Annotated in this window: 15 protein-coding genes and 2 pseudogenes; 3 read left to right on the top strand and 14 right to left on the bottom strand. The window is 24.2% G+C overall.

Annotated features, from left to right (window positions below):
* Positions 1-19 precede the first annotated feature (19 nt).
* Positions 20-148 (bottom strand): annotated as a pseudogene (locus AACK94_RS04385) (IS256 family transposase); the annotation flags it as partial.
* Positions 149-246: 98 nt separating this feature from the next.
* On the opposite strand from AACK94_RS04385, the gene AACK94_RS04380 reads away from it, so the two are divergent.
* On the top strand, positions 247-1,485 hold the full coding sequence (locus AACK94_RS04380) for an IS256 family transposase (RefSeq protein ID WP_338975571.1): 1,239 nt from the start codon (positions 247-249) through the stop codon (positions 1,483-1,485).
* A gap of 719 nt (positions 1,486-2,204) precedes the next feature.
* On the opposite strand, the gene AACK94_RS04375 is transcribed toward AACK94_RS04380, so the two are convergent.
* Positions 2,205-3,322 (bottom strand): IS3 family transposase gene (locus tag AACK94_RS04375; protein WP_338975281.1). Its coding sequence is split into 2 segments (ribosomal slippage): positions 2,205-3,052 and positions 3,052-3,322, totalling 1,119 coding nucleotides; the frame shifts between segments, so codons are not numbered across the junction.
* Between the two features lie 146 nt (positions 3,323-3,468).
* On the opposite strand from AACK94_RS04375, the gene AACK94_RS04370 reads away from it, so the two are divergent.
* Entirely contained in the window at positions 3,469-3,837 is a 369-nt protein-coding gene (locus tag AACK94_RS04370; protein ID WP_338975280.1) for a hypothetical protein, read from the top strand.
* Between the two features lie 183 nt (positions 3,838-4,020).
* Here AACK94_RS04370 and aspS read toward each other — a convergent pair whose 3' ends face one another.
* From aspS to obgE, 11 genes are all read right to left on the bottom strand, one after another.
* A complete protein-coding gene (gene aspS, locus AACK94_RS04365; protein WP_338975279.1) occupies positions 4,021-5,763 on the bottom strand; it encodes an aspartate--tRNA ligase in 1,743 nt (580 codons plus the stop codon).
* Complete coding sequence (gene hisS / locus AACK94_RS04360; protein ID WP_338975278.1) at positions 5,747-7,039, bottom strand: histidine--tRNA ligase; 1,293 nt, start codon at positions 7,037-7,039, stop codon at positions 5,747-5,749. The genes aspS and hisS overlap by 17 nt, the downstream gene beginning before the upstream one ends.
* A 260-nt stretch (positions 7,040-7,299) precedes the next feature.
* Entirely contained in the window at positions 7,300-9,552 is a 2,253-nt protein-coding gene (locus AACK94_RS04355; protein ID WP_338975277.1) for a RelA/SpoT family protein, read from the bottom strand.
* Between the two features lie 13 nt (positions 9,553-9,565).
* Complete coding sequence (locus AACK94_RS04350; protein WP_338975276.1) at positions 9,566-10,087, bottom strand: adenine phosphoribosyltransferase; 522 nt, start codon at positions 10,085-10,087, stop codon at positions 9,566-9,568.
* Between the two features lie 9 nt (positions 10,088-10,096).
* Entirely contained in the window at positions 10,097-13,261 is a 3,165-nt protein-coding gene (gene secDF / locus AACK94_RS04345; protein ID WP_338975275.1) for a protein translocase subunit SecDF, read from the bottom strand.
* A 121-nt stretch (positions 13,262-13,382) separates the two neighbouring features.
* Complete coding sequence (locus AACK94_RS04340; protein WP_338975274.1) at positions 13,383-14,309, bottom strand: AAA family ATPase; 927 nt, start codon at positions 14,307-14,309, stop codon at positions 13,383-13,385.
* Positions 14,299-14,844: a Holliday junction branch migration protein RuvA gene (ruvA, locus tag AACK94_RS04335; RefSeq protein ID WP_338976336.1), complete on the bottom strand. Its 546-nt coding sequence runs from the start codon at positions 14,842-14,844 to the stop codon at positions 14,299-14,301. Before ruvA ends, AACK94_RS04340 begins: the two co-directional genes overlap by 11 nt.
* Before the next feature lie 83 nt (positions 14,845-14,927).
* Positions 14,928-15,650, bottom strand: a complete 723-nt coding sequence (locus AACK94_RS04330; RefSeq protein ID WP_338975273.1) for a YebC/PmpR family DNA-binding transcriptional regulator — start codon at positions 15,648-15,650, stop codon at positions 14,928-14,930.
* 12 nt (positions 15,651-15,662) lie between these two features.
* Entirely contained in the window at positions 15,663-16,409 is a 747-nt protein-coding gene (nadE, locus tag AACK94_RS04325) for an NAD(+) synthase (protein ID WP_338975272.1), read from the bottom strand.
* Positions 16,410-16,411: 2 nt separating this feature from the next.
* On the bottom strand, positions 16,412-17,503 hold the full coding sequence (locus AACK94_RS04320) for a DNA recombination protein RmuC (RefSeq protein WP_338974852.1): 1,092 nt from the start codon (positions 17,501-17,503) through the stop codon (positions 16,412-16,414).
* A gap of 23 nt (positions 17,504-17,526) precedes the next feature.
* A complete protein-coding gene (gene obgE / locus AACK94_RS04315) occupies positions 17,527-18,813 on the bottom strand; it encodes a GTPase ObgE (protein ID WP_338975271.1) in 1,287 nt (428 codons plus the stop codon).
* Positions 18,814-19,287: 474 nt separating this feature from the next.
* On the opposite strand from obgE, the gene AACK94_RS04310 reads away from it, so the two are divergent.
* Positions 19,288-20,358, top strand: a complete 1,071-nt coding sequence (locus tag AACK94_RS04310; protein WP_338975270.1) for a hypothetical protein — start codon at positions 19,288-19,290, stop codon at positions 20,356-20,358.
* Positions 20,359-20,450: 92 nt separating this feature from the next.
* Here AACK94_RS04310 and AACK94_RS04305 read toward each other — a convergent pair.
* Positions 20,451-21,407, bottom strand: a pseudogene (locus AACK94_RS04305) (IS256 family transposase); the annotation flags it as partial.
* Positions 21,408-21,491 lie beyond the last annotated feature (84 nt).

The following is a 21,491-nucleotide window of genomic DNA, read 5'->3' as shown; positions in this document are numbered from 1 at the left end:
TCTTTGTTTTACAAAGTTACTAATTTAGATTAATTCTGTCTTCAAATTTTATCATAAAATGAGCAATTGCTGTATTTCAATTTTGAATAGGCAATGTTCATTTTTTTGTTATATTTTCAATTGCCAAGTAAAATATTTTGAAAACTGCCATAGGAAATGTTTAGCCATCTGTGTAACTTACAAAAATAACTATGTTTAATTAATTCTAGTAAATATAATTAAATGACTAGAAAGAGTGAGTTACAGATGGCTAAAAAAGATAACTTTAATAATAATGATCCAATATCAAAAGCAGTAGATTTATTACTAGAAAATACTGAAGATTTAACAACAGTTTTTAAACCTAGCGGTTTATATAAAGAATTAACAAAAAGATTAGTTGAAAAAATGTTGAATTCTGAAATGCAAAATTATTTAGGATATGAAAAAAATCAACATAGTACTACTGAAAATGCTCGTAATGGTACAAGTTCAAAAAAATTAATAACTCAACAAGGTAAAATTGAAATTGATGTACCAAGAGATCGCAATAGTAATTTTACTCCTGTAATAGTTCCTAAAAGGCAAAGAAGATTTGATGGTTTTGATCAACAAGTTCTTTCCTTGTATGCAAAAGGAATGACATTATCTGACATTAGAATGCAGTTGCAAGAGTTATATCATGGTGCTGATATTAGTGAAAGTGTTATTAGTCAAATTACTGATGATGTTATTGATGATGTTAAAGCATGACAAAATCGACCATTAGAAAGTATTTATCCTATTGTTTATTTTGATTGTATAGTAGTTAAAGTACGACAAGATAAACGGATTATTAACAAATCAGTTTATATAGCATTAGGAGTTGATTTAGAAGGCAAAAAAGATGTTTTAGGATTATGAATTAGTGAAAATGAAGGTTCTAAGTTTTGATTATCTAATTTCACAGAAATGAAAAATCGTGGCTTAAATGATATTCTTATTGCTTGTAGTGATAATTTAACAGGCATGTCAGAAGCAATACAATCAGTTTATCCTAAAACAGAACATCAATTATGCATTGTTCATCAAATTAGAAATAGTTTAAAATATGTTTCATACAAACATCGAAAAGGTCTAGTTGCAGATTTAAAACCAATTTATAGTGCATGTAGTGAAGAACAAGCAATGCAAGCTTTAGAATCGTTTGAAAGTAAATGAAATAAACAATATCCTCAAATTACTAAATCTTGATATAAAAATTGAGATAATTTAATGGTTTTTATTAGTTATCCAGTAGAAATCAAAAGAGTGATTTATACTACAAATGCTATTGAATCTGTTAATAGTCAATTACGAAAAATCATCAGAAATAAAAAAGTTTTTCCTAATGATATGGCAGTTTTCAAAATATTTTACTTGGCAATTGAAAATATAACAAAAAAATGAACATTGCCTATTCAAAATTGAAATACAGCAATTGCTCATTTTATGATAAAATTTGAAGACAGAATTAATCTAAATTAGTAACTTTGTAAAACAAAGATACACAGATTATTAAAAAGCCTCTTTTAACTTTTTATTTTTTTATTTTTAGTTTCTTTTTAGGAATTAATAATAATATGGAAAGAAAATATACTTTACAATTTATTAGTTTTTTGCTTCTTTTTGTAAATTTATTTTTCAATTTAGTTGCTATTCCTAATCAAACATTGAATTTATTAAATGCTATTAATATTTTTTCTGTCATTCCTTTTATTTTTATATATATTTTAGTTTTTCGTTTATTTTTAAATCTTTTTTAAATGTTTTTTTACTTTTAGTATTACGCAAATAATTAAGTTAACTTTATTTATTTTTAATTATCAAGGTATTAAAGCTATCTTCATTAATAATGAAAATAAAATTAATATTTTAGTTTTTGGGAGCGTACCGAAGATGTCGATAACTAAAAAGTTTTAAAAATAGCTCCTTTCTTTTTTAAATCCTTAAATTAAAAATAAATGACAAAAGATGAGAATAAAAATCTTGTCTTTTTTTGTAATTGTAAAATTTTAAAATTTTTAATAACCCTCTTTAACGCTATTATCAACACGTGTTAGGGAACTAAAAAAGTGAACTACAACACAGTTGTTAAAAATAGTAGCTAGCATGTGGACTTGCATGGATAAATAAAAAGTGGAGTGATACCTAATAAAATATACTAACCATTTAATGGTAATTTGGAATGGCAACCCTTTTTAGGACTATTTTTTGGTAGACATTTGTTTTTGATAACTAATTGGAGTTAGGTAGTTTAGAGTACTGTGAATTCTTATGTTGTTATATCAATTGATGTAATCAAATAATTCTAATTTTAATTGGATTAATGATGTAAAATTTTTATCATTAATAAATTCAATTTTGAAAGTTTTAAAAGTTGCTTCAGCAACAGCATTGTCATAAGGACATCCTTTTTTGCTTAAAGATCGAGTTATGTTGAAAGCTAATAAAAGTTTATCAATAGTTTTATTATTGAATTCATTACCGCGATCAGTATGAAATATTTCAATATCTTTTAAACAGTGATTTGATTGCATAAATGCTTGATATACTAATGATGCATCTTTTTTAACTCCAACACTATGTCCAATAATTTCGCGGTTAAATAGGTCGATTAATAGGCAAATATAGTTTCATTTACCATTAACTTGAACATAAGTTAAATCACTAACAATAACTTCATTTTTAATTCTATTATTAAAGTTTCTATTAACAAGATTGGTTATTTGACTATCATTGACTTTATTATGATAATTTTTGAATGATAATTTAGTGTATTTTGATATTAAATTATGCTTATTCATAATTTCTTTAATTTTTCTGCGTGATAAATAAATTTCTTGGTTTGCTAGTATGACTTTTAATCTTCTAGTACCATAAACTTCTTTATTTTCTTTAAAAGCACTAATAACAGCTTGTTCATAAATATTATTTTGAATTTTATTTTTTTTCTTTAAATTAAAATAATATGTTGATTTAGAGAGTTTTAAAAAATGACACATTGTGCGAATTTTATATTTAGATTTATTATTTGCAATAATCTCTACTTTCTGCCTATTATTAGTGCTGCTTGCTTTAAAATATCAATTTCCATTCGTAACTGTTTTAATTCTTTATTTGCTTGAATTAATTGTTTTTCTAAATCTGAAAGATTATCTTTAGTTTTAAAACTACCTGAATTAGTAAATTGCTTAATTCAATTGTAAGTAGCTGCTCTTGTAACATTGTATTCTTTAACAAGGCAAGATACTGATTTGCCACTTTGATATAAAGCTACTATTTGTTTTTTAAATTCATCTGAATATGAGTTAATAGTGACCATAATTATAATTCCTTTCTTTTAACTAATTTGTTCACTTGTCTATGTAATTAGTGTCCAATAAAGTGTAACCCATCCAGTGTAACCCATCCAGTAGTTTTAAAGGTAACGTTTATAAATATCAAAAAAATCAAAATACTTTTAAAAAAATGGATGGTATAAATAAATCTGTTTCTTCTTTAACTTTTGACAATGATGATAATATTTATGCAGGAGTTTGAACCGGTTCATATCAATCTCCTAGTAATGGTGAAGTTTACAAATGTTTAGCAGGAGAAACAAACTTTAAACCAATGTCTGGAATAAAAGGGGGAGTACTATCATTAGTTTTTAATAAAAATACAAATTTTTTATATGTTACTACATGAAACGGAGATGGAAAAACTAAAACTGATGATGGTTCACTTTATAAATGTTTAGCAACAAATAATGTCTTTACTTTAGTTCAAAAAAATTTACCAGCTATATGACATCTAAAAACCAAAGATAGTGAACCATTTATTGAACTTGAATATTAACAAATATCAAAAAAATATAATTGAAATTAATAATTATTAATTTAACATTATTGAAAAATTGATTTCAATTAAATTACATAATTAATCTCTAATGAAAAATAATTTAATTATTTTTCATTAGAGATTTTTAATATTTATATTTTCTAATTTTATTAAACTTCTAATCACTTTAAAATTAAAATTTTACTTCTTAAATTCCAAATTTAATATTGATAACTGATCAGATGAAATTTCACTAGGACTATTTGTTAATAAACAAATACCACGATTATTTTTAGGAAAAGCAATAGTATCACGAATTGATTCATTCTTAATTAAAAGCATTAATAAACGATCAATGCCAAAAGCAATACCACCATGTGGAGGAACTCCGTAATTAAAAGCTGATAAGAAAAAACCAAATTTATTTTCAATTTCTGTTTTACTTAAATCTAATAATTCAAAAATCTTTTTCTGTAATTTATAATCATGAATTCTAATGCTCCCACCAGCAATTTCAAAACCATTTAAAACCAAATCATAAGCATCTGCAGTTAAAGTTCCTAAATCTTTATTTTTTATATCTAATAATTTTTCAGGATTTTTTGGACTTGTAAAAGGATGATGACAAGCTTGTCATTTATTTTCTTCCTGTTCAAACATTGGTCAATCAATAATTCAAATAAATTCAAAGTTTTCAATATTATTCATAAAATCTTTATGATTAATTCGTTTTGACAAATCATTAATATAAAAACTTCTAATAGCACCCATAACTTTATTAGCAATATCTTGTTGTTCATATACGAAAATTAAAAAATTATTATTATATTTTATTTTTGATATTTCTTCTGATAAAACTAAATCATCAAACTTTACTTTAGAATTATTATGAATAATTTTTTTCTTAATTAAGTCATAAATTATTAATGTTTTTCCTCCATGCTGATTGCTAATTTCTGTTAATTTTTTTATAGTTGTTTCGTTCATTTTATCATTAACTATAAAACCCTTATAAATAAATCCATCACTATTATTGTTAATATTAATATTTATTAACTTACATGTACAACGTAAATCGGGTTTATCACTACCATATAAATCCATTGCTTGATCATAGGTAATTGATGAAAATGTTGAAGGAATATTACCAATTTTTAAAGTATTAAAAAGACTTATTAGCATATTTTCTACTATTAATTTAATTTCTTTACTAGTAGTAAATGCCATTTCTAAGTCTAATTGTTGAAATTCGGGTTGTCTATCAGCACGAAAATCTTCATCACGAAAACATTTAGCGATTTGATAATATTTGTCAATACCTGATATCATTAATAATTGCTTATAAATTTGTGGTGATTGTGGTAAAGCATAAAAATGTTTTTTTTGAATACGAGCAGGAACTAAAAAATCACGAGCACCTTCTGGTGTTGATTTTGTTAAGCAAGGAGTATCAATTTCTAAAAAATTATTTTGATTCAAAAATGTTCGTAAACAACTAAGAACTTGGTGTTTAAATTTAATATTATAATTCATTGCTGGTCTTCTTAAATCTAAATAGCGATATTGTAAACGTAATTCTTCACTAGCAAGCGTATTATCATTTTTAATAACAAATGGTAAATTAATAGAATTGCTTAATATTTCAATATCTTTTGCTACTACTTCAATCATATCATTAGCAGTTTTTGCATCTTTATTTTTTCGTAAGACAACTGTTCCAATTACTTTTAAAACAGATTCAACTTTAACATTTTTTATTTCTTGATAATATCCGTTATCTGGTTTAACAATGACTTGTGTTGTTCCGTACATATCACGTAAATCAATAAAAATACCAAATTTATTAATACGAATATCTTTAACTCAACCACTAATAATAATTTCTTTTGTAATATCATCCTGCGTTAAATTACCACATGTATGAGTTCTAAAGAGTTTTTCCATATTCTTCATTCTCCTCTAATAATAGATTTTTAACCTTACTAAGCAATTGCTGTTCAGTATCAAAAATTAATTTTATCATTTCTTTTTTAACAAAAGAATAAAAACTAACCTGATTTTTTTCTTTTAAAAATAGTATATTTTTGGCTAAACTACGATCAATAATCTGTGACTTATTTTTATCTTGATATAAATTATATTCCATATCAATATGATAATTTTCTTTACGTAATTGTAATAATAAATCGGAAGCCATTATTAATCCTAATTCGCTTAAAGCAATAATTTGTAAATCAATAATTGGTGGTTTATTAATATTTTTATTTTCTACCAATAATAACATTAATCTTTCAATACCAATTGCAAAACCAATAGCAGGAATTTTTAATGGTGAGCCCAATTCATTAAATAAATTATCATATCTACCACCACCAAGTAAAGTATTTTGACTTTCACCAATTCGTGAATCAATAGTAGTTATTTCAAAAATAATACCATTATAATAATCTAAACCACGAACTAAATGCTCATCAATAATAAAATTAACTTTATTATTTTTTAAACTATTAATAATAGTTGTAAAATATGTTTTTTCTTCATTAGTTAAAAAATCATTTAAATATGGTATTTCTAAATTTAATTTAGTACAAATTTTACAATCAAGAACTCTTAGTGGTGATACATTAACTCTAATTTGACAATTTTCACACAATTGCTTACTTTGATTTAATAATTGTTCTTTAAGTGCTATTTGATATTTATTTTTTGTTTCATTAGATCCAAAATAATTAATATTTAAAGTTAAATTTGGTATTGAAAAACTTTTTATCATTTCTAAGGCCATCATCATTACTTCAACATCAACTAAAGGATGTTTAACACCAACAGTTTCGATACCAAATTGATTAAATTGACGTTGACGCCCTTTTTGAGGTCTTTCATATCGAAACATCGAACCATAATAAAAATACTTTAACGTTTGCTTAGATTTATATAATTTATTTTCAATTATAGCACGAACAATACCTGCTGTTCCTTCAGGACGAAGAGCTAATAATCTATCATTTTTATCATTAAATTGATAAATTTCTTTCTGAATAATATCAGTTGTATCTCCCACAGCTCGTAAAAATAGTTGAGCATTTTCAAAAATAGGAGTAATAAATTCTTGATAATTATATTTAATTGCACACTGTGTTAAAGATTTAATAATATTACGATATATAATAACCTCTTCATTATACATATCACGTGTTCCTCTTGGCTTTTGAAATTGCATACTTTTTTTTACTCCTTTTAATAAAAAATAAATCTTCTAAAAAAACGTTCCTTTATTTTAGGAACGTTTCTTAACGCGGTACCATCCTAATTCATTTACAAAATAAATGCACTTAATTATAATTTATCATATTTAATTAATTAATAATACAAGCTATTTAATGTCATAAAATTAGTTAACCAGTGTTTGCACCAACCACACCGTCTCTTAATGTTTACCCTAAATTTACTTTTAAATGCTGAAAATATTATACTAAAATATTACATAATTATTCTGTTTATTGCAATAATATCAGGAATTTTTTTAATTGATGAAATAATTTGATGTAAACGTTCAATATTAGAAACTTTAATTAAAATTTTTAAACTTCCATGATTTTCCTTAAGTTTATTATTAGCATCAATACTTTGAATTTGTGCCTTTAAATAGCCCAAAATATTTAAAACATCAGTCATCAATGCTGGTCGATCTAAATATTGAATTTGAATTTTTGAATTATAAAGATGATGACTGGTTGCTAATAAATTTCACTTAGTATCAATAATACGTTCTTTCCGCTCTGGCAAACTAACATTAGGACAAATTAAACGATGAACTTTAATACCTTGCCCTTTAGTAATATAACCCGCAATTGGTTCATCAGGAATAGGTAAGCAACAATGAGCCAATGATGTTTTAGTATTGGGGGCATTTTCAATAATAATTTCATTATTACTACTTAAATTCATTGTTGTTTGTTGTTTAGTTTTTAATTCTTGAAATGTTGCTGAATCACTATATAAAATAGTAGTAACCGCCTGTTCAATTGTATAAGTTCCATTAGCAACATCTAAGCAAAAATCTTCATACGTTTTATATTTTAATGATCTAATTCTTGACATAATAACATTACGTTTTGCAATTTTTCAACGAATGTGATTTTCAATAATATATTCTTCTATTTTTTCCTTTGTTTTTTTTATTTTCTCTTTGTTTTCTGTATCTTTAATTTTATTTTCTTGATTAAATTTTTCTTGCTGATTATTTAAATATTTTTTTATTTTATGTTGAGCAAAATTGGTCTTAACAATATTTAATCAATCACGAGAAGGACGTGCAGTTTTAGCAGTTTTAATTTCAACAATATCCCCTGATTTTAAAACAGTATTAATAGGAGAATAAATACCATTTATTCTTGCACCCACTGTTGTTTCACCAATTTCAGTATGAACTTTAAAAGCAAAATCTAAAACAGTTGAACCAAATGGTAATGTTATAACATTACCATTTGGAGTTAATACATAAATTAAATCACTAAAAATATCTTGTCGAATTTCTTTTTCTAAATTATTATCTTTGGCAATATTATCTGCTAATATGTTTTCATCAACATTTGGATTTAAGTCATTTAAATTTAATATTTCTTGAAAAATATTTAATTTTTCATCAATTTCTGCTTGACGTTTCTTAGGATTTTTATTTTCCCCTTCTTTATATCTTCAATGCGAAGCTGCACCTGCTTCAGCAAAATCTTCCATTTCTTCAGTTCTAATTTGTAATTCATAAATTTCATTATCAAAAACAACAGATGTATGTAATGATTGATACATATTATTTTTTGGTGTTGCAATATAATCTTTAAATCTACCCGGAACAGGAGTAAAACTTTGATGAATATAACCCAAAATGGCATAACAACTATCAATAGAATTAGTAACAACTCTAATTGCTAAAATATCATGTATATCATCAAAATCTTTTCCAAAATAATACATTTTACGATAAATAGAATATAAGTGTTTACTACGACCATAAATTTTAAAAATTAAATTTTTATGTTGTGATAATGTTTTACTTAATTCTTTAATAATTTCATTAACTAATTTTTCACGTTTTTCACGATCTAAATTAATAAGGTTATCAATTTTTTTATACTCTTTAGGATGTAATACTGCAAAAGAACGATCTTCTAGTTCTGATTGTAATTTACGCATACCTAGACGATGAGCAATAGAAGCATAAACTTCTAAAGTTTCTTTAGCAATAATTATTTGTTTTTCAGGATTTAAAAAATTAATAGTTCTAATATTATGTAAACGATCTGCCATTTTAATAATAATGACACGAATATCATGAGCTAAACTTAAATATAATTTACGTAAATAATTAGCTTTAATTTCATTTCTTTTTTCTTTTGCAAAATGGCTAACTTTAGTTACAGCTAAAACTAAATTAGCAACTTCCAAACCAAATTCTGCTACTAACTCATCAAAAGTTGTTGGTGTATCTTCTAAAATATCATGTAAAAATCCTGCTTGTATTGAAGAGACATCTAAATGCCATAATACTAAATTGTATGCTGTTGATAAAACATGATAAACATAAGGATCACCATTCTTTCGATATTGATCTTTATGTTTTAATAATGCATATTCATAAGCTACTTTAATTTTTGTAATTTGCTTAGGATCTTTGATAAATGTTTTTGCTTCCGCTAATAATTGATTAAAATCTTTACAAGTTAAATTATTCATTATTTACTACTTATTAAAACTTAATTATTTCTAACAGCGGAATATTATCAAAATGATGTTTATTAGCAAATTCAGAAAGCGAAATTAAAGCAGCAATACCAACTGATTGAGCGTTACTTTGCTTTATTAAATTAAGACAAGCATTAATTGTCCCTGAAGTTGCAATCAAATCATCAATTATTACTACTTTATCTTTTGTTGAAAGTACATTTTGCTGCATTTCTAATATAGCAGTACCGTACTCTAAATCATAAGTTACTTTATAGGTTTTACCTGGTAATTTACCTTTTTTACGTGCAAGAACTAATTTAATACCCAACTTATATGCTATAGCAGCACCAAAAATAAATCCTCTTGCTTCAGGTGCTAAAATTGCTGTTGCTCCACATTTTTTAATAAAATCTACAAAAATATTAACAACACTTTGAAATGCTTCTGGATTACTTAATATTGGGTTAATATCTTTAAATTGGATACATTTAATTGGAAAATCAGGAATATTAATAATAATTTTTTTTAATGATTCTTTTGTCATTGCAACCACCTATTCATTAATACCTTTAATAACATATTCATCTGCACCAATGAAATGTTTTTTAATTTTATTAATACGTTTTTTATATCTATAAACTCTTCATTTCTCAAAATAAGTTCAAATAAAAGGAGCAATAAAGTAAGATGATACTAAACTTACTATACAACCTATTAATAATGATAAACTAACTATTCAGAAACTAGGAATAATAAACATAACAATTACTGATGTTATTAATACTACACCATTAATAACTAATGTTCTTGGTAAAGCCTTTTGAACACTTTTATTTGAAATTTGAATTATTTCTTCTGTGCTAATAACTTGTGTTTGATTATTATTAATCTTAATTTCACGAATATTATCAAAAATTGACATAATACTAATTATTGTTAAAATCATTACTCCCAATAATATTCCAACAATTGAAGTAGAAATTACAATTTGGAAAATACTAATAATAGCAAGTGTCATTAGTAAACTAAAAATAATAGCTAAAATTAAAGGAATAACATAAGTCAATTGAAATCTAATAATAATATAAATTAAAATAACAATAAAAGATAAAGCAATTGAAATAATCATATTAACCAATAAATCTACACCTGACTTAGCAACAACTAGATCAATTTCTCCTCATTGTAAAATAGATTCTTGTTTTCAATTTCTAGTAATCTCTCCTAAAAAATTCTTAAACCTTTGCTGCATACTTTGAGAATTTACTGTTGTTTGAACAATAATCTTAAACTGATATGGTTTTCCTTCACCACCAGCAATTAAGGAAAAATTAATATTTTTAAAATATTTACTAAATTGACTATTATTTTGAATTTCTTTATTAATAAAATCTTTTGCTAATTCTGCTTCTTTAATAATATTGTAACTAGGATCACTTGGATATTGAGTAATTGTACCCATTCCAATAAAATCAGTTCGTTGATCAAAACCAGAACCAAAATTAGAACCAATTACACCATAAGTAATACCTGAAGCAAGAACAATAACAGCAGAACCTGAAAGAATTCATTTTGTTAATTTATGAAAATAATTTCAGTTACTTATTTTAAGTTTTGAAAAAACATTTTTAAAATTAACTAATATTTTTTTGTCTTTTGCTTTAACTATTTGAATTTTTAACGGTTTTAATGCATTAATTAATTCTTGTTTCAATTTATTAATTTCTTGTAAAAGATTTAATTTTAAATCTTTTACTTTTGACTTATAAACTGATCTTGATTTACTATGTTCTTTTTTTAATTGCTGCTTATCAACTTTAAATTTTTTAATTAATGCTTTAACTTTATTTTTATAATTAATTTTAAACTGACATTTTTCTGAAATTAATTGTTTTTTTATTTTTTTATCATCAGTTTTAATATTATTTGTATCTATTGAATTATTTAAAACTATAGTGCTTTTTCTACTAATATTATTAGTTCCTAAAAGTTGAGGTTTATTTTCTAACCAGTTATTTCGTAATAATGTTCATAACATTAATCTTAATAAGATAATTCCAAAAATAATTACACCAAAAGTAGCAATAGAAGTCATAATAATAAAACCTTTGATAGCACGAGTTCCAAATCAGAAAATAGTTAAATTAACAATTAAAATAATAGCGCTACAATCTAATGAAGAAGATAATGTTTTCTTATTTGCTGATTTAAAAGCACTAATCAAAGTTTTACCTTGCATATATTCATTTTTAAAACGTTCCAACAAATTAATAATCGTATCTAATAATAGTGCAAAACCAATAATTAAAGCAATTACGCTTTCAGGAGCAATTATGCCATTAATGAAAACAAAACTAACAATAGTAAATAATAAAAATAATGATATTATAATTAGAACAATAACTCCTAACATACGATAATAAAACAGAACAATAGTCATAAGAACAAAGGTAACTAATATAATAATAACAACTGCAATTTTTAAAGATGTTGCACCTAGCGTTGGACTAACATTAGCATAAGATAACATAGTAAAATTATTTTTTGACAATCCTGATGTTAAAACACTTTTCATTTGTTCAACTGTTTCAAGATTAAAAGTATCTGAATTAATTGAAATACTATTGTTAGTTACTTTAACTTCACCAACTCAATATGGAATATAACGATAATCAATAACATCTTCATGTAAAATATCTGAAACATCTGGTAAACGTAATAAATCTTTAATATAAGGCAATCATGCATTCATAGGTGAACCAACAATAGGGGAAGCAAAAGGATCAAAGCGATTAGCAGGATCATATGTATTTTTTTCATCATTAGTATCAACAGAAAGACTATGAACTGAACCTAAATTATCAGAATAAATTCAATTAATACCAAATTGACCATTTTGATTAGGATTTAATAGTCGTGCTAAAGTAGGGTCTTGTGCTTTAGCTCTAGCTAAAATATCAGTACCTTTACCAAGACCTGGTGTATTATTATCTAATAATGATGTTAATGATGCTTTAATCTTACCATCAGTATCATTTTTAAGATTATCAATTATAAAAGCAAGGGAGCGAATACCCTCCATACTACTTCGAATATAATCTAATAACTGACCAATATCTGAGTAAATGTAAAATGTATTTTCTTTGGCAGAAGTAAGTTCTTTTAAAACTGAATCATTTTTAACATCAAAAACAAGTTCTGGGCGATGAGTAACAGAATTATTAACAGCTTTAATAGCAGAAAACACATCACTAGTTAATAATCTTTTATCTCTTTTTGTTCAAGTAGTATCTTTGTCATCTTTCTTTTCGGTTGCTAATAAGTCATTACCATCTTTATCAACAATATAAGAATAACCACGTCGTGATACACTATGAACAAAAGTAGAAATATCAACTCCCGCATCTTTACTCAACGCTAAATTATACTTATTATTATTACTGCTAGTAATGCTTTCAATGTCAACGTTACTAGTACCTAAAGGGTCAACTCTGTCTTTTAATAAATTAATAACATCTTTTTGTTTACCTTTACCATCATATTGAACTTGTGTTTGATAACCACCAGCAAACTCAATACTTAATTTACTATTATTTTCAACATATTTAGCACTAAACACTACTGAAATTATTATTGTAGAAACAATAATTATTAAACTAAAAATTCTTAAAAAAAATCCAAGATTTTTAGTTTTTCTTGTCTTAGAAGAAGTGTTCATATTTCTTCACTCCTAAATCAATTTATTTGTATAAACATAGATTGTATATTATTTAAGCACTATATAAGAATACCAACATTCGTTATAAATAACAATTGTTTTACAGTAATATCAAAAATAATTATTTTCTAAATAAAATTATATTATTATTAATATACTCTTTACCAATAATTGTTATTTTACGACCCTTAGTTGTCTTAGTAATTAAACCACAATGAATAAGTCAAGGTTCATAATGAATTTCAAGATTTTTTCTTTCTTCATTCAAAAGTTGACAAATAGTTTCAATACTCAAACTTTTATCTAAATTTACATTATTAAACAATGCTAAATATGCCAATTGTAAACTATCTAACCCTAAAGGATAAATTTGCAAAATATTAGTTTCATTTAAATCTACATTCATAACAACGCAATAATTATACAATTGTTTAATGATGTTAATAATGAGTCGCGGAATATTACAACAATGATTAGTAATAATATTTATTATATTATTTTCTAATTTTCAATTTAAACTCAAAGAAACTTGTGAAATAATACTTTTAATATCCTGATAATTATAATCAGATAATTGTAAAATATTAGGAATACGACTTATCAACGCTTTAGTTAAGATTCCTACTTTATTAGTAGCACCAATAAATGTAAAAGTGGGTAAATTAATTTTAACAATTTTATTATTATAATCTTTACCAATCATAATATTAATAAAATTACCTTCTAATGCAGAATATAATACTTCTAATATTTCATAGTTAACAACATGAATTTCATCAATAAAAACTATATCAGATTGTTTGATATTTGCTAAAATACTAATAATATCACTAGTTTTATTAATGCTTGTTCCTTCTAAACTATGAAAATTTACTTGCAATTCTTCTGCTATTAATCGTGCAATAGTTGTTTTTCCAATACCAAGAGGACCAATCAATAAAATATGACTTAAAGCAATATTTTGAATTTTACTACCTTGGATTAAAATTAGAATACGTTCAATAACATTATTTTGTCCAACAAAATTATTAAAACTACTAATACCCATATTTTATTTCCTTAATAGCTAATGCAATAATTTCTTCAACTTCCAAATCTCAATTAATATTTCTTAATAAAAAATTATTAATTACTATTGAACTAAAACCTAATTTTAATAATGTATCAAATACTAAATCTGATTTTTCATTTTGACTAGTTGTTAAATTACTTACTACTTTAATATGATTACTAAAATAATTAATAATATTATTAGCAATTTTATGAGTTATACCTTTACACTGTTGCAATATCTTATAATCTTGTTTGCTTATAGCCAACTTAATACTATCAAGTGATAGTTGATTTAATAATCTTAAAGCAGTTTTTGGTCCAATATTACTAATATTAAGTAAGTGAATAAAAAAGGTTTTTATTGGTTTTGATACAAACCCAAAAAATTGTTCATAAGTTGGTTTTTGATGAAAATAAACATAAATTTTTACTTTAATATTTAATGGTAATGTTTGTAAATTAACACCTTCAATAATATATCCATGATCATTACATTCAAAAATAATTTTATTTTCATAAAATTCTTTAATAATACCTAAAAATATTCATCCATAACTTATTCCTCCTTTTCTATTCTTACTATTAATTAGATGAAAAAGAAAAATAAACCTTTTTATTTTTTAAAATTATGTTCAATTGAAAGCACATCATCATCATTTTCAATTGTTTCTAACAATATATCAATTAATTTAATTTGTTGTTGATCAGTAATGGTAATCAATTCATGGGGAATATTAACAATTTCATTACTAATAAAATCATTAATATTATTTTTTTCTAATAAATTAGTTACAGCATTTAACTGTTTAGGATTAACTTCAATATCAATAATATCTTCATTTTTTTCAATATTAAAAATTTCAAAATCAATTATTAACTCCAATATTTCTTCAACTGATAATAAACTTGAAAATTGAATTACCCCCGTTGTTTGAAATAAATATTGAACAGAATTAGTAGCAGCTAAATGACCACCCAATTTATTAAAATAACTTCGAATATTACTTGCAGTTCGATTTTTATTATCAGTTAAACAATGAATAATTATGGCAATATTACTTGGTCCATATCCTTCATAAGTGACTGCTTCATAATTAGTTGTTTCATTTTTATTACTAGCTTTATTAATAGCACGATTAATATTATCCTTTGGCATATTTATACGTCGTGCTTTTTCTAACATTAATTTTAATCGTGGATTATTTTCAACATTTGCACCACCTAATTTAACAGCAACATAAATTTCTCTTGATAATTTTTGAAAAATTTTACCACGTTTGTTATCTTGGGCATCTTTACGATGTTTAATATTTGCATATTGTGAATGTCCAGCCATATTCTCATTCCTTTATTTTTTTCTTGTTCATTTTGGAGCTTGCGGTACAGGTATTCTTTTGTGTGCACTATTCTGATGCATAAATTCAATTTTATTAATTACTGATGATGGTATTAATGATTTATTTCCTAGTAAATATTGATCTAATTGTTCATACTTAAATTGCATTTCCATTTCATCGGTTTGTCCATCTCATAAACCAGCAGTTGGCTTACGAATAATGATCTCTTCATTAACTTTTAATATCTTTGATGCAGCAAAAACATCTTTTTTTAACAAATGAATAATTGGTAATAAATCAACACCACCATCACCATATTTAGTAAAATAACCAATGTGTCATTCGTCACTATTATCTGTTCCTACAACTAAATAATTATGATTTTGTGCATATGCATAAAGAGTATTCATTCTTAATCTAGCTTTTAAATTTCCTAAAATTAATTTTGATTTTTCTATATTAATTTCAGTTTCTAATGTTTTTTTAAAACTTAAAAAAACATTATTTAAATTAACTACTTTGGCATTTAATTTATGAATATTAACTAAATTATTTGCATATTCTAAATCAATATCTGGTGAAAAACAAGGCATAATTAATGCTAAATGATCATTAGGAAAAGCTTTTTTAATCAATAATGCTACTACTGCCGAGTCAACACCACCACTTAAACCAACAATTAAACCTTTGGCATTTGCTTTTTTTACTTCACTTTGTAAAAATTTAATAATTTCATCTAAATATTGTTCTAAATTCATAATTATTCGCTCTCTTTTATTTCTTCAGACATTTCAAAAATATTGTTATAATGTCCAGCAATTTTATTATGGGTTTTATCTAAAGTTTCAATGGCTTTATTAGTTGTATCAAAACCAGACTTAACTTTTTCTCATCTATCAACCCAACGATCAAAATCATCTTTGAATAAACGTAATTTTTTTGCCATTTTTTCTAAATTTTTATTGAAATCAATGTCTTTACGATTTTTATCAACTGTAAATAAAACAGCAGATAAAGTAGTAGGAGAGGTAATTCAAACACGTTTCTTAAAAGCATATTCAACAATATCATCAGCAAATTGTGCGTAAATAAAAGCAAATATTTCTTCAGAAGGAATAAACATTACTGCGCTAGAAATCTTATTTTTAATATTAATATATTTTCCAACTTCATCAATTCGTTTACGAATATCATTACGAAAATCTTTTAAATAATTTTCTTTAACTTTAATATCTTCACTTACTAAATACCTTTGATAGTTATCAATTGAAAACTTTGAATCAATAGCAATTCCTTCTTTTTCAGAATCTGTTTTTACATAGGCATCAACAACTTTGCCATCAATTGTTTTATATTGTCGTTCTCATAATTTTTGATTTGAACCCAACATATTAGTCAAAATTTTTTCTAAAACAAATTCACCAACATTACCACGTTTTTTAGTATTAATAAAAACTTCTTGTAAACTTTGAATATTATCATTAATTTTTCCTAAAACAGTTGATGATTCTTGTAACTTTGCTAAATCTTTAATAACATCTACTACTTGTCTTTGAATGACATCAGCATTGCGTTTATAATCATCTTCTTTTTTATCTAAATTTTTTTGAAAATTATCAATATTACTCATTAAATTAATTAATTTTTCGGTTTTATCACGATCTGAACCATTTCATGATATTTTAAAATCATTTAATTGTTCTTTTAAAGTTTCTACTTGCATTTTTAAAAAATCTTGTGCAATTGGGTCACTAGTAACATTCTGACTTTTTTTAATTTGCATATAAATTATTAAGCCACCAATACTACTAATAATTAAAATAACTACCAATAAACTAATTACTATTTCCATTTCCTATTTTCCTTTGCCCTTTTTTATTCTTCTTCTCAAATCATATCATAATTAAAAATCTTAACATGATCACCTTTTTTTATTCCTTGCTTTCTTAATTCATCATAAATTCCTAAATCTTGTAATTTAATTTTAAATAATAAAATATTATGATAATTATTTAAAGGATTTTTTTGATATATTACTTCAACGGTTTTACCAGAAATAGTTCATTGATTACTTGCAATTTTAGTAATAAAAACTTGTGGAACTTCTTCTTTATTAATATATTCATAAAGAATATGTTCTTCATTATTTTCATCATTATTAACTTGATGCAGTTGTTCTTTTTCAACAGCTTTAGCAATATCTTTAATTAATATATCCAAACTAATATGTTTCATAGCAGAAATTGCAATTATTGGTAATTTAATTTGTTCTTTTAATTTCTCTAAATTAGTTTCTGCATCTGGTAAATCAATTTTATTTGCAACAATTAAATGCGGTTTTTTTGTCAAATCTTTATTATAACTTTCTAATTCACTCATAATTAATTGATAATTTAAAAAATGATCTTGAGTCTTATCACTAATATCAATCATATGTACTAAAACTTGACAACGTTCAATATGACGCAAAAATTGTAAACCTAATCCTTTTCCTAAACTAGCTCCCGCTATTAATCCAGGCAAATCCGCCATAACAAAATTATTATTTTTATCAACTCTAACAACACCTAAATGCGGATTAAGAGTAGTAAAAGGATAATCAGCAACTGCTGGAGTTGAAGCAGAAATAGCTCCTAATAATGTTGATTTACCGGCGTTAGGCAACCCAACTAATCCGGCATTAGCCAATAATTTCAACTCACAAATTATTTCAAAATGTTGTCCAGTCATTCCTTTTTCACATATTTTAGGTACTCGATTTATTGCCGAAGCAAAACGAGCATTTCCTCGTCCACCAAGACCACCGGCAGCAATTATTATTTCTTGTTTATCTTTAATAATATCACCAAGAATATTTTGAGTTTTGTTATCTCTAATAATGGTACCCAATGGAACTTTTACATAAGTATTGGTTCCTTTACGTCCATGCATATTTTTGGGTGCACCATTTTTACCATCTTCAGCAGTTATCTCTTTATTTTTACGTAAGTCTAATAGAGTATTCATACCCGAATCACCAATAAAGATAATATTACCGCCTCTTCCTCCATCTCCACCAGATGGACCACCTTTGGCTACATAAAGTTCACGACGAAAAGCAACAACACCATCACCACCTTTGCCAGCAGTAACTTTTAATTTTGTTACATCTATAAAACGCATTTCTTACTCCTTTTTTATATTAAAAATAACTCTTATTATATAGTGTTAACATTTTTGTGTAAAATACTATTTTATTTTTCATATAATTTTAGTATACAGATATTATTGTTAAAAAAATAATAATTTACTATATCTAGTTAATATTTTTTGTAAACCATTTTTGCTTTATGAAAATTAAAAAAACATTTTTTTAATGTTAAATATCATTTAAGTTATTTTCATATATGAAAAATTATATATTAAAATAAAACTTATAGGTGTTTTTATTAATTTGCTTAAAATCAAATAAATAGTTTTTTTATTTAGTTTTATCTTTGAAAAAATATATTGTATATTGTTTTTTTCACATATAAACTTTATTTGAGATTTATTTAAAGTAATTTAAAAAAATAAATGAAAATTTAATTAAAAATATTTTAATAAATCTCAATTATTAAAAATAAATATTTATATTTAAAAAGGGGTACTTTAAAAATGATAAATGATAAAGATAAAAATATAGTAAAAAAATCTGATGTTGATAGTTGATGAGGTATTACCACTAGCAATAAATGTGATAAAAAAATTGAGAAATTAAATAAAAAATTACAAGAAACATGTAATAAATTAGACGAAATAAGCAATCTTTATACAAAATCAGTAAAAGAAAACAAAAATTTTGAATATAAAGTTAAAGAACTAAAAGAAGAATTAAAAAAAATTCAAGATAATAATACAAAATTAGAAACAGAATTAAATGATTCAAAAAACAATAAAAAAGAATTAGAAACACAATTAAAACAATTTCAAGACAGTAAAGAAAAACTAGAAACAGAACTTAAAGATTATAAGGATAATAATGAAAATTTAGAAGAAGAACTAAAAGCAACTCAAGATAAAAATACAAAATTAGAAACAAACTTAAAAGAAGCAACAGAAAGTATTGAACATTTACAAGAAATAATCCAAGATTATATGGATAATAAAGAAAAACTAGAAGAAGAATTAAAAGAAACTCAAGATAATAATGCAAAACTAGAAATAAAATTAAAAGAAGTAGAAAATGATAAAGAAAAACTAGAAACAGAACTTAAAGATTATAAGGATAATAATGAAAATTTAGAAAAAGAATTAAGAAAATCTAGATATACTATAGCAAAACAAGCAGCAGAATTAAGAGAATCTAAAGGTATTAAAGAAAAATTAGAACAACAATTAAAAGAAGCAGAAAAAAATATTAGATATTTACAAAAAATAATACAAGAAAATAAAACACAATTAGAAAAAGAATTAAAAGATTATATAAATAATAACCAAAAATTAGAAAAAAAACTAAAACAATCTCAATATGATAAAGAAAAATTAGAAAAACAATTAAAATATTCAAAAGAAAACATTGAAGAACTAAAAAAAATAATACAAGATTGTAAAAACACTGTAGAAAAACTAGAAAAAGAATTAAAAAATACTAAGGATATTAATAAAAAAATTAGAGACTTTGTACTTGAATGAGGCTTTTTAATAATCTGTGTATCTTTGTTTTACAAAGTTACTAATTTAGATTAATTCTGTCTTCAAATTTTATCATAAAATAAGCAATTGCTGTATTTAAATTTGAGGCTTTTTAATAATCTGTGTATCTTTGTTTTACAAAGTTACTAATTTAGATTAATTCTGTCTTCAAATTTTATCATAAAATGAGCAATTGCTGTATTTCAATTTTGAATAGGCAATGTTCATTTTTTTGTTATATTTTCAATTGCCAAGTAAAATATTTTGAAAACTGCCATATCATTAGGAAAAACTTTTTTATTTCTGATGATTTTTCGTAATTGACTATTAACAGATTCAATAGCATTTGTAGTATAAATCACTCTTTTGATTTCTACTGGATAACTAATAAAAACCATTAAATTATCTCAATTTTTATATCAAGATTTAGTAATTTGAGGATATTGTTTATTTCATTTACTTTCAAACGATTCTAAAGCTTGCATTGCTTGTTCTTCACTACATGCACTATAAATTGGTTTTAAATCTGCAACTAGACCTTTTCGATGTTTGTATGAAAAATATTTTAAACTATTTCTAATTTGATGAACAATGCATAATTGATGTTCTGTTTTAGGATAAACTGATTGTATTGCTTCTGACATGCCTGTTAAATTATCACTACAAGCAATAAGAATATCATTTAAGCCACGATTTTTCATTTCTGTGAAATTAGATAATCAAAACTTAGAACCTTCATTTTCACTAATTCATAATCCTAAAACATCTTTTTTGCCTTCTAAATCAACTCCTAATGCTATATAAACTGATTTATTAATAATCATTTTATCTTGTCGTACTTTCACTACTATGCAATCAAAATAAACAATAGGATAAATACTTTCTAATGGTCGATTTTGTCATGCTTTAACATCATCAATAACATCATCAGTAATTTGACTAATAACACTTTCACTAATATCAGCACCATGATATAACTCTTGCAACTGCATTCTAATGTCAGATAATGTCATTCCTTTTGCATACAAGGAAAGAACTTGTTGATCAAAACCATCAAATCTTCTTTGCCTTTTAGGAACTATTACAGGAGTAAAATTACTATTGGTAATGTTTAGTAATCTGTGTAACTTACAAAAATAACTATGTTTAATTAATTCTAGTAAATATAATTAAATGACTAGAAAGAG

The sequence above is a fragment of the Spiroplasma endosymbiont of Monopis laevigella genome, assembly GCF_964019975.1.
Classification (GTDB): Bacteria; Bacillota_I; Bacilli_A; order Mycoplasmatales; family VBWQ01; genus Spiroplasma_E; species Spiroplasma_E ixodetis_A.
Note: the sequence above shows the minus strand (reverse complement) of the source record. Positions and strands in the feature narration are given on the sequence as shown.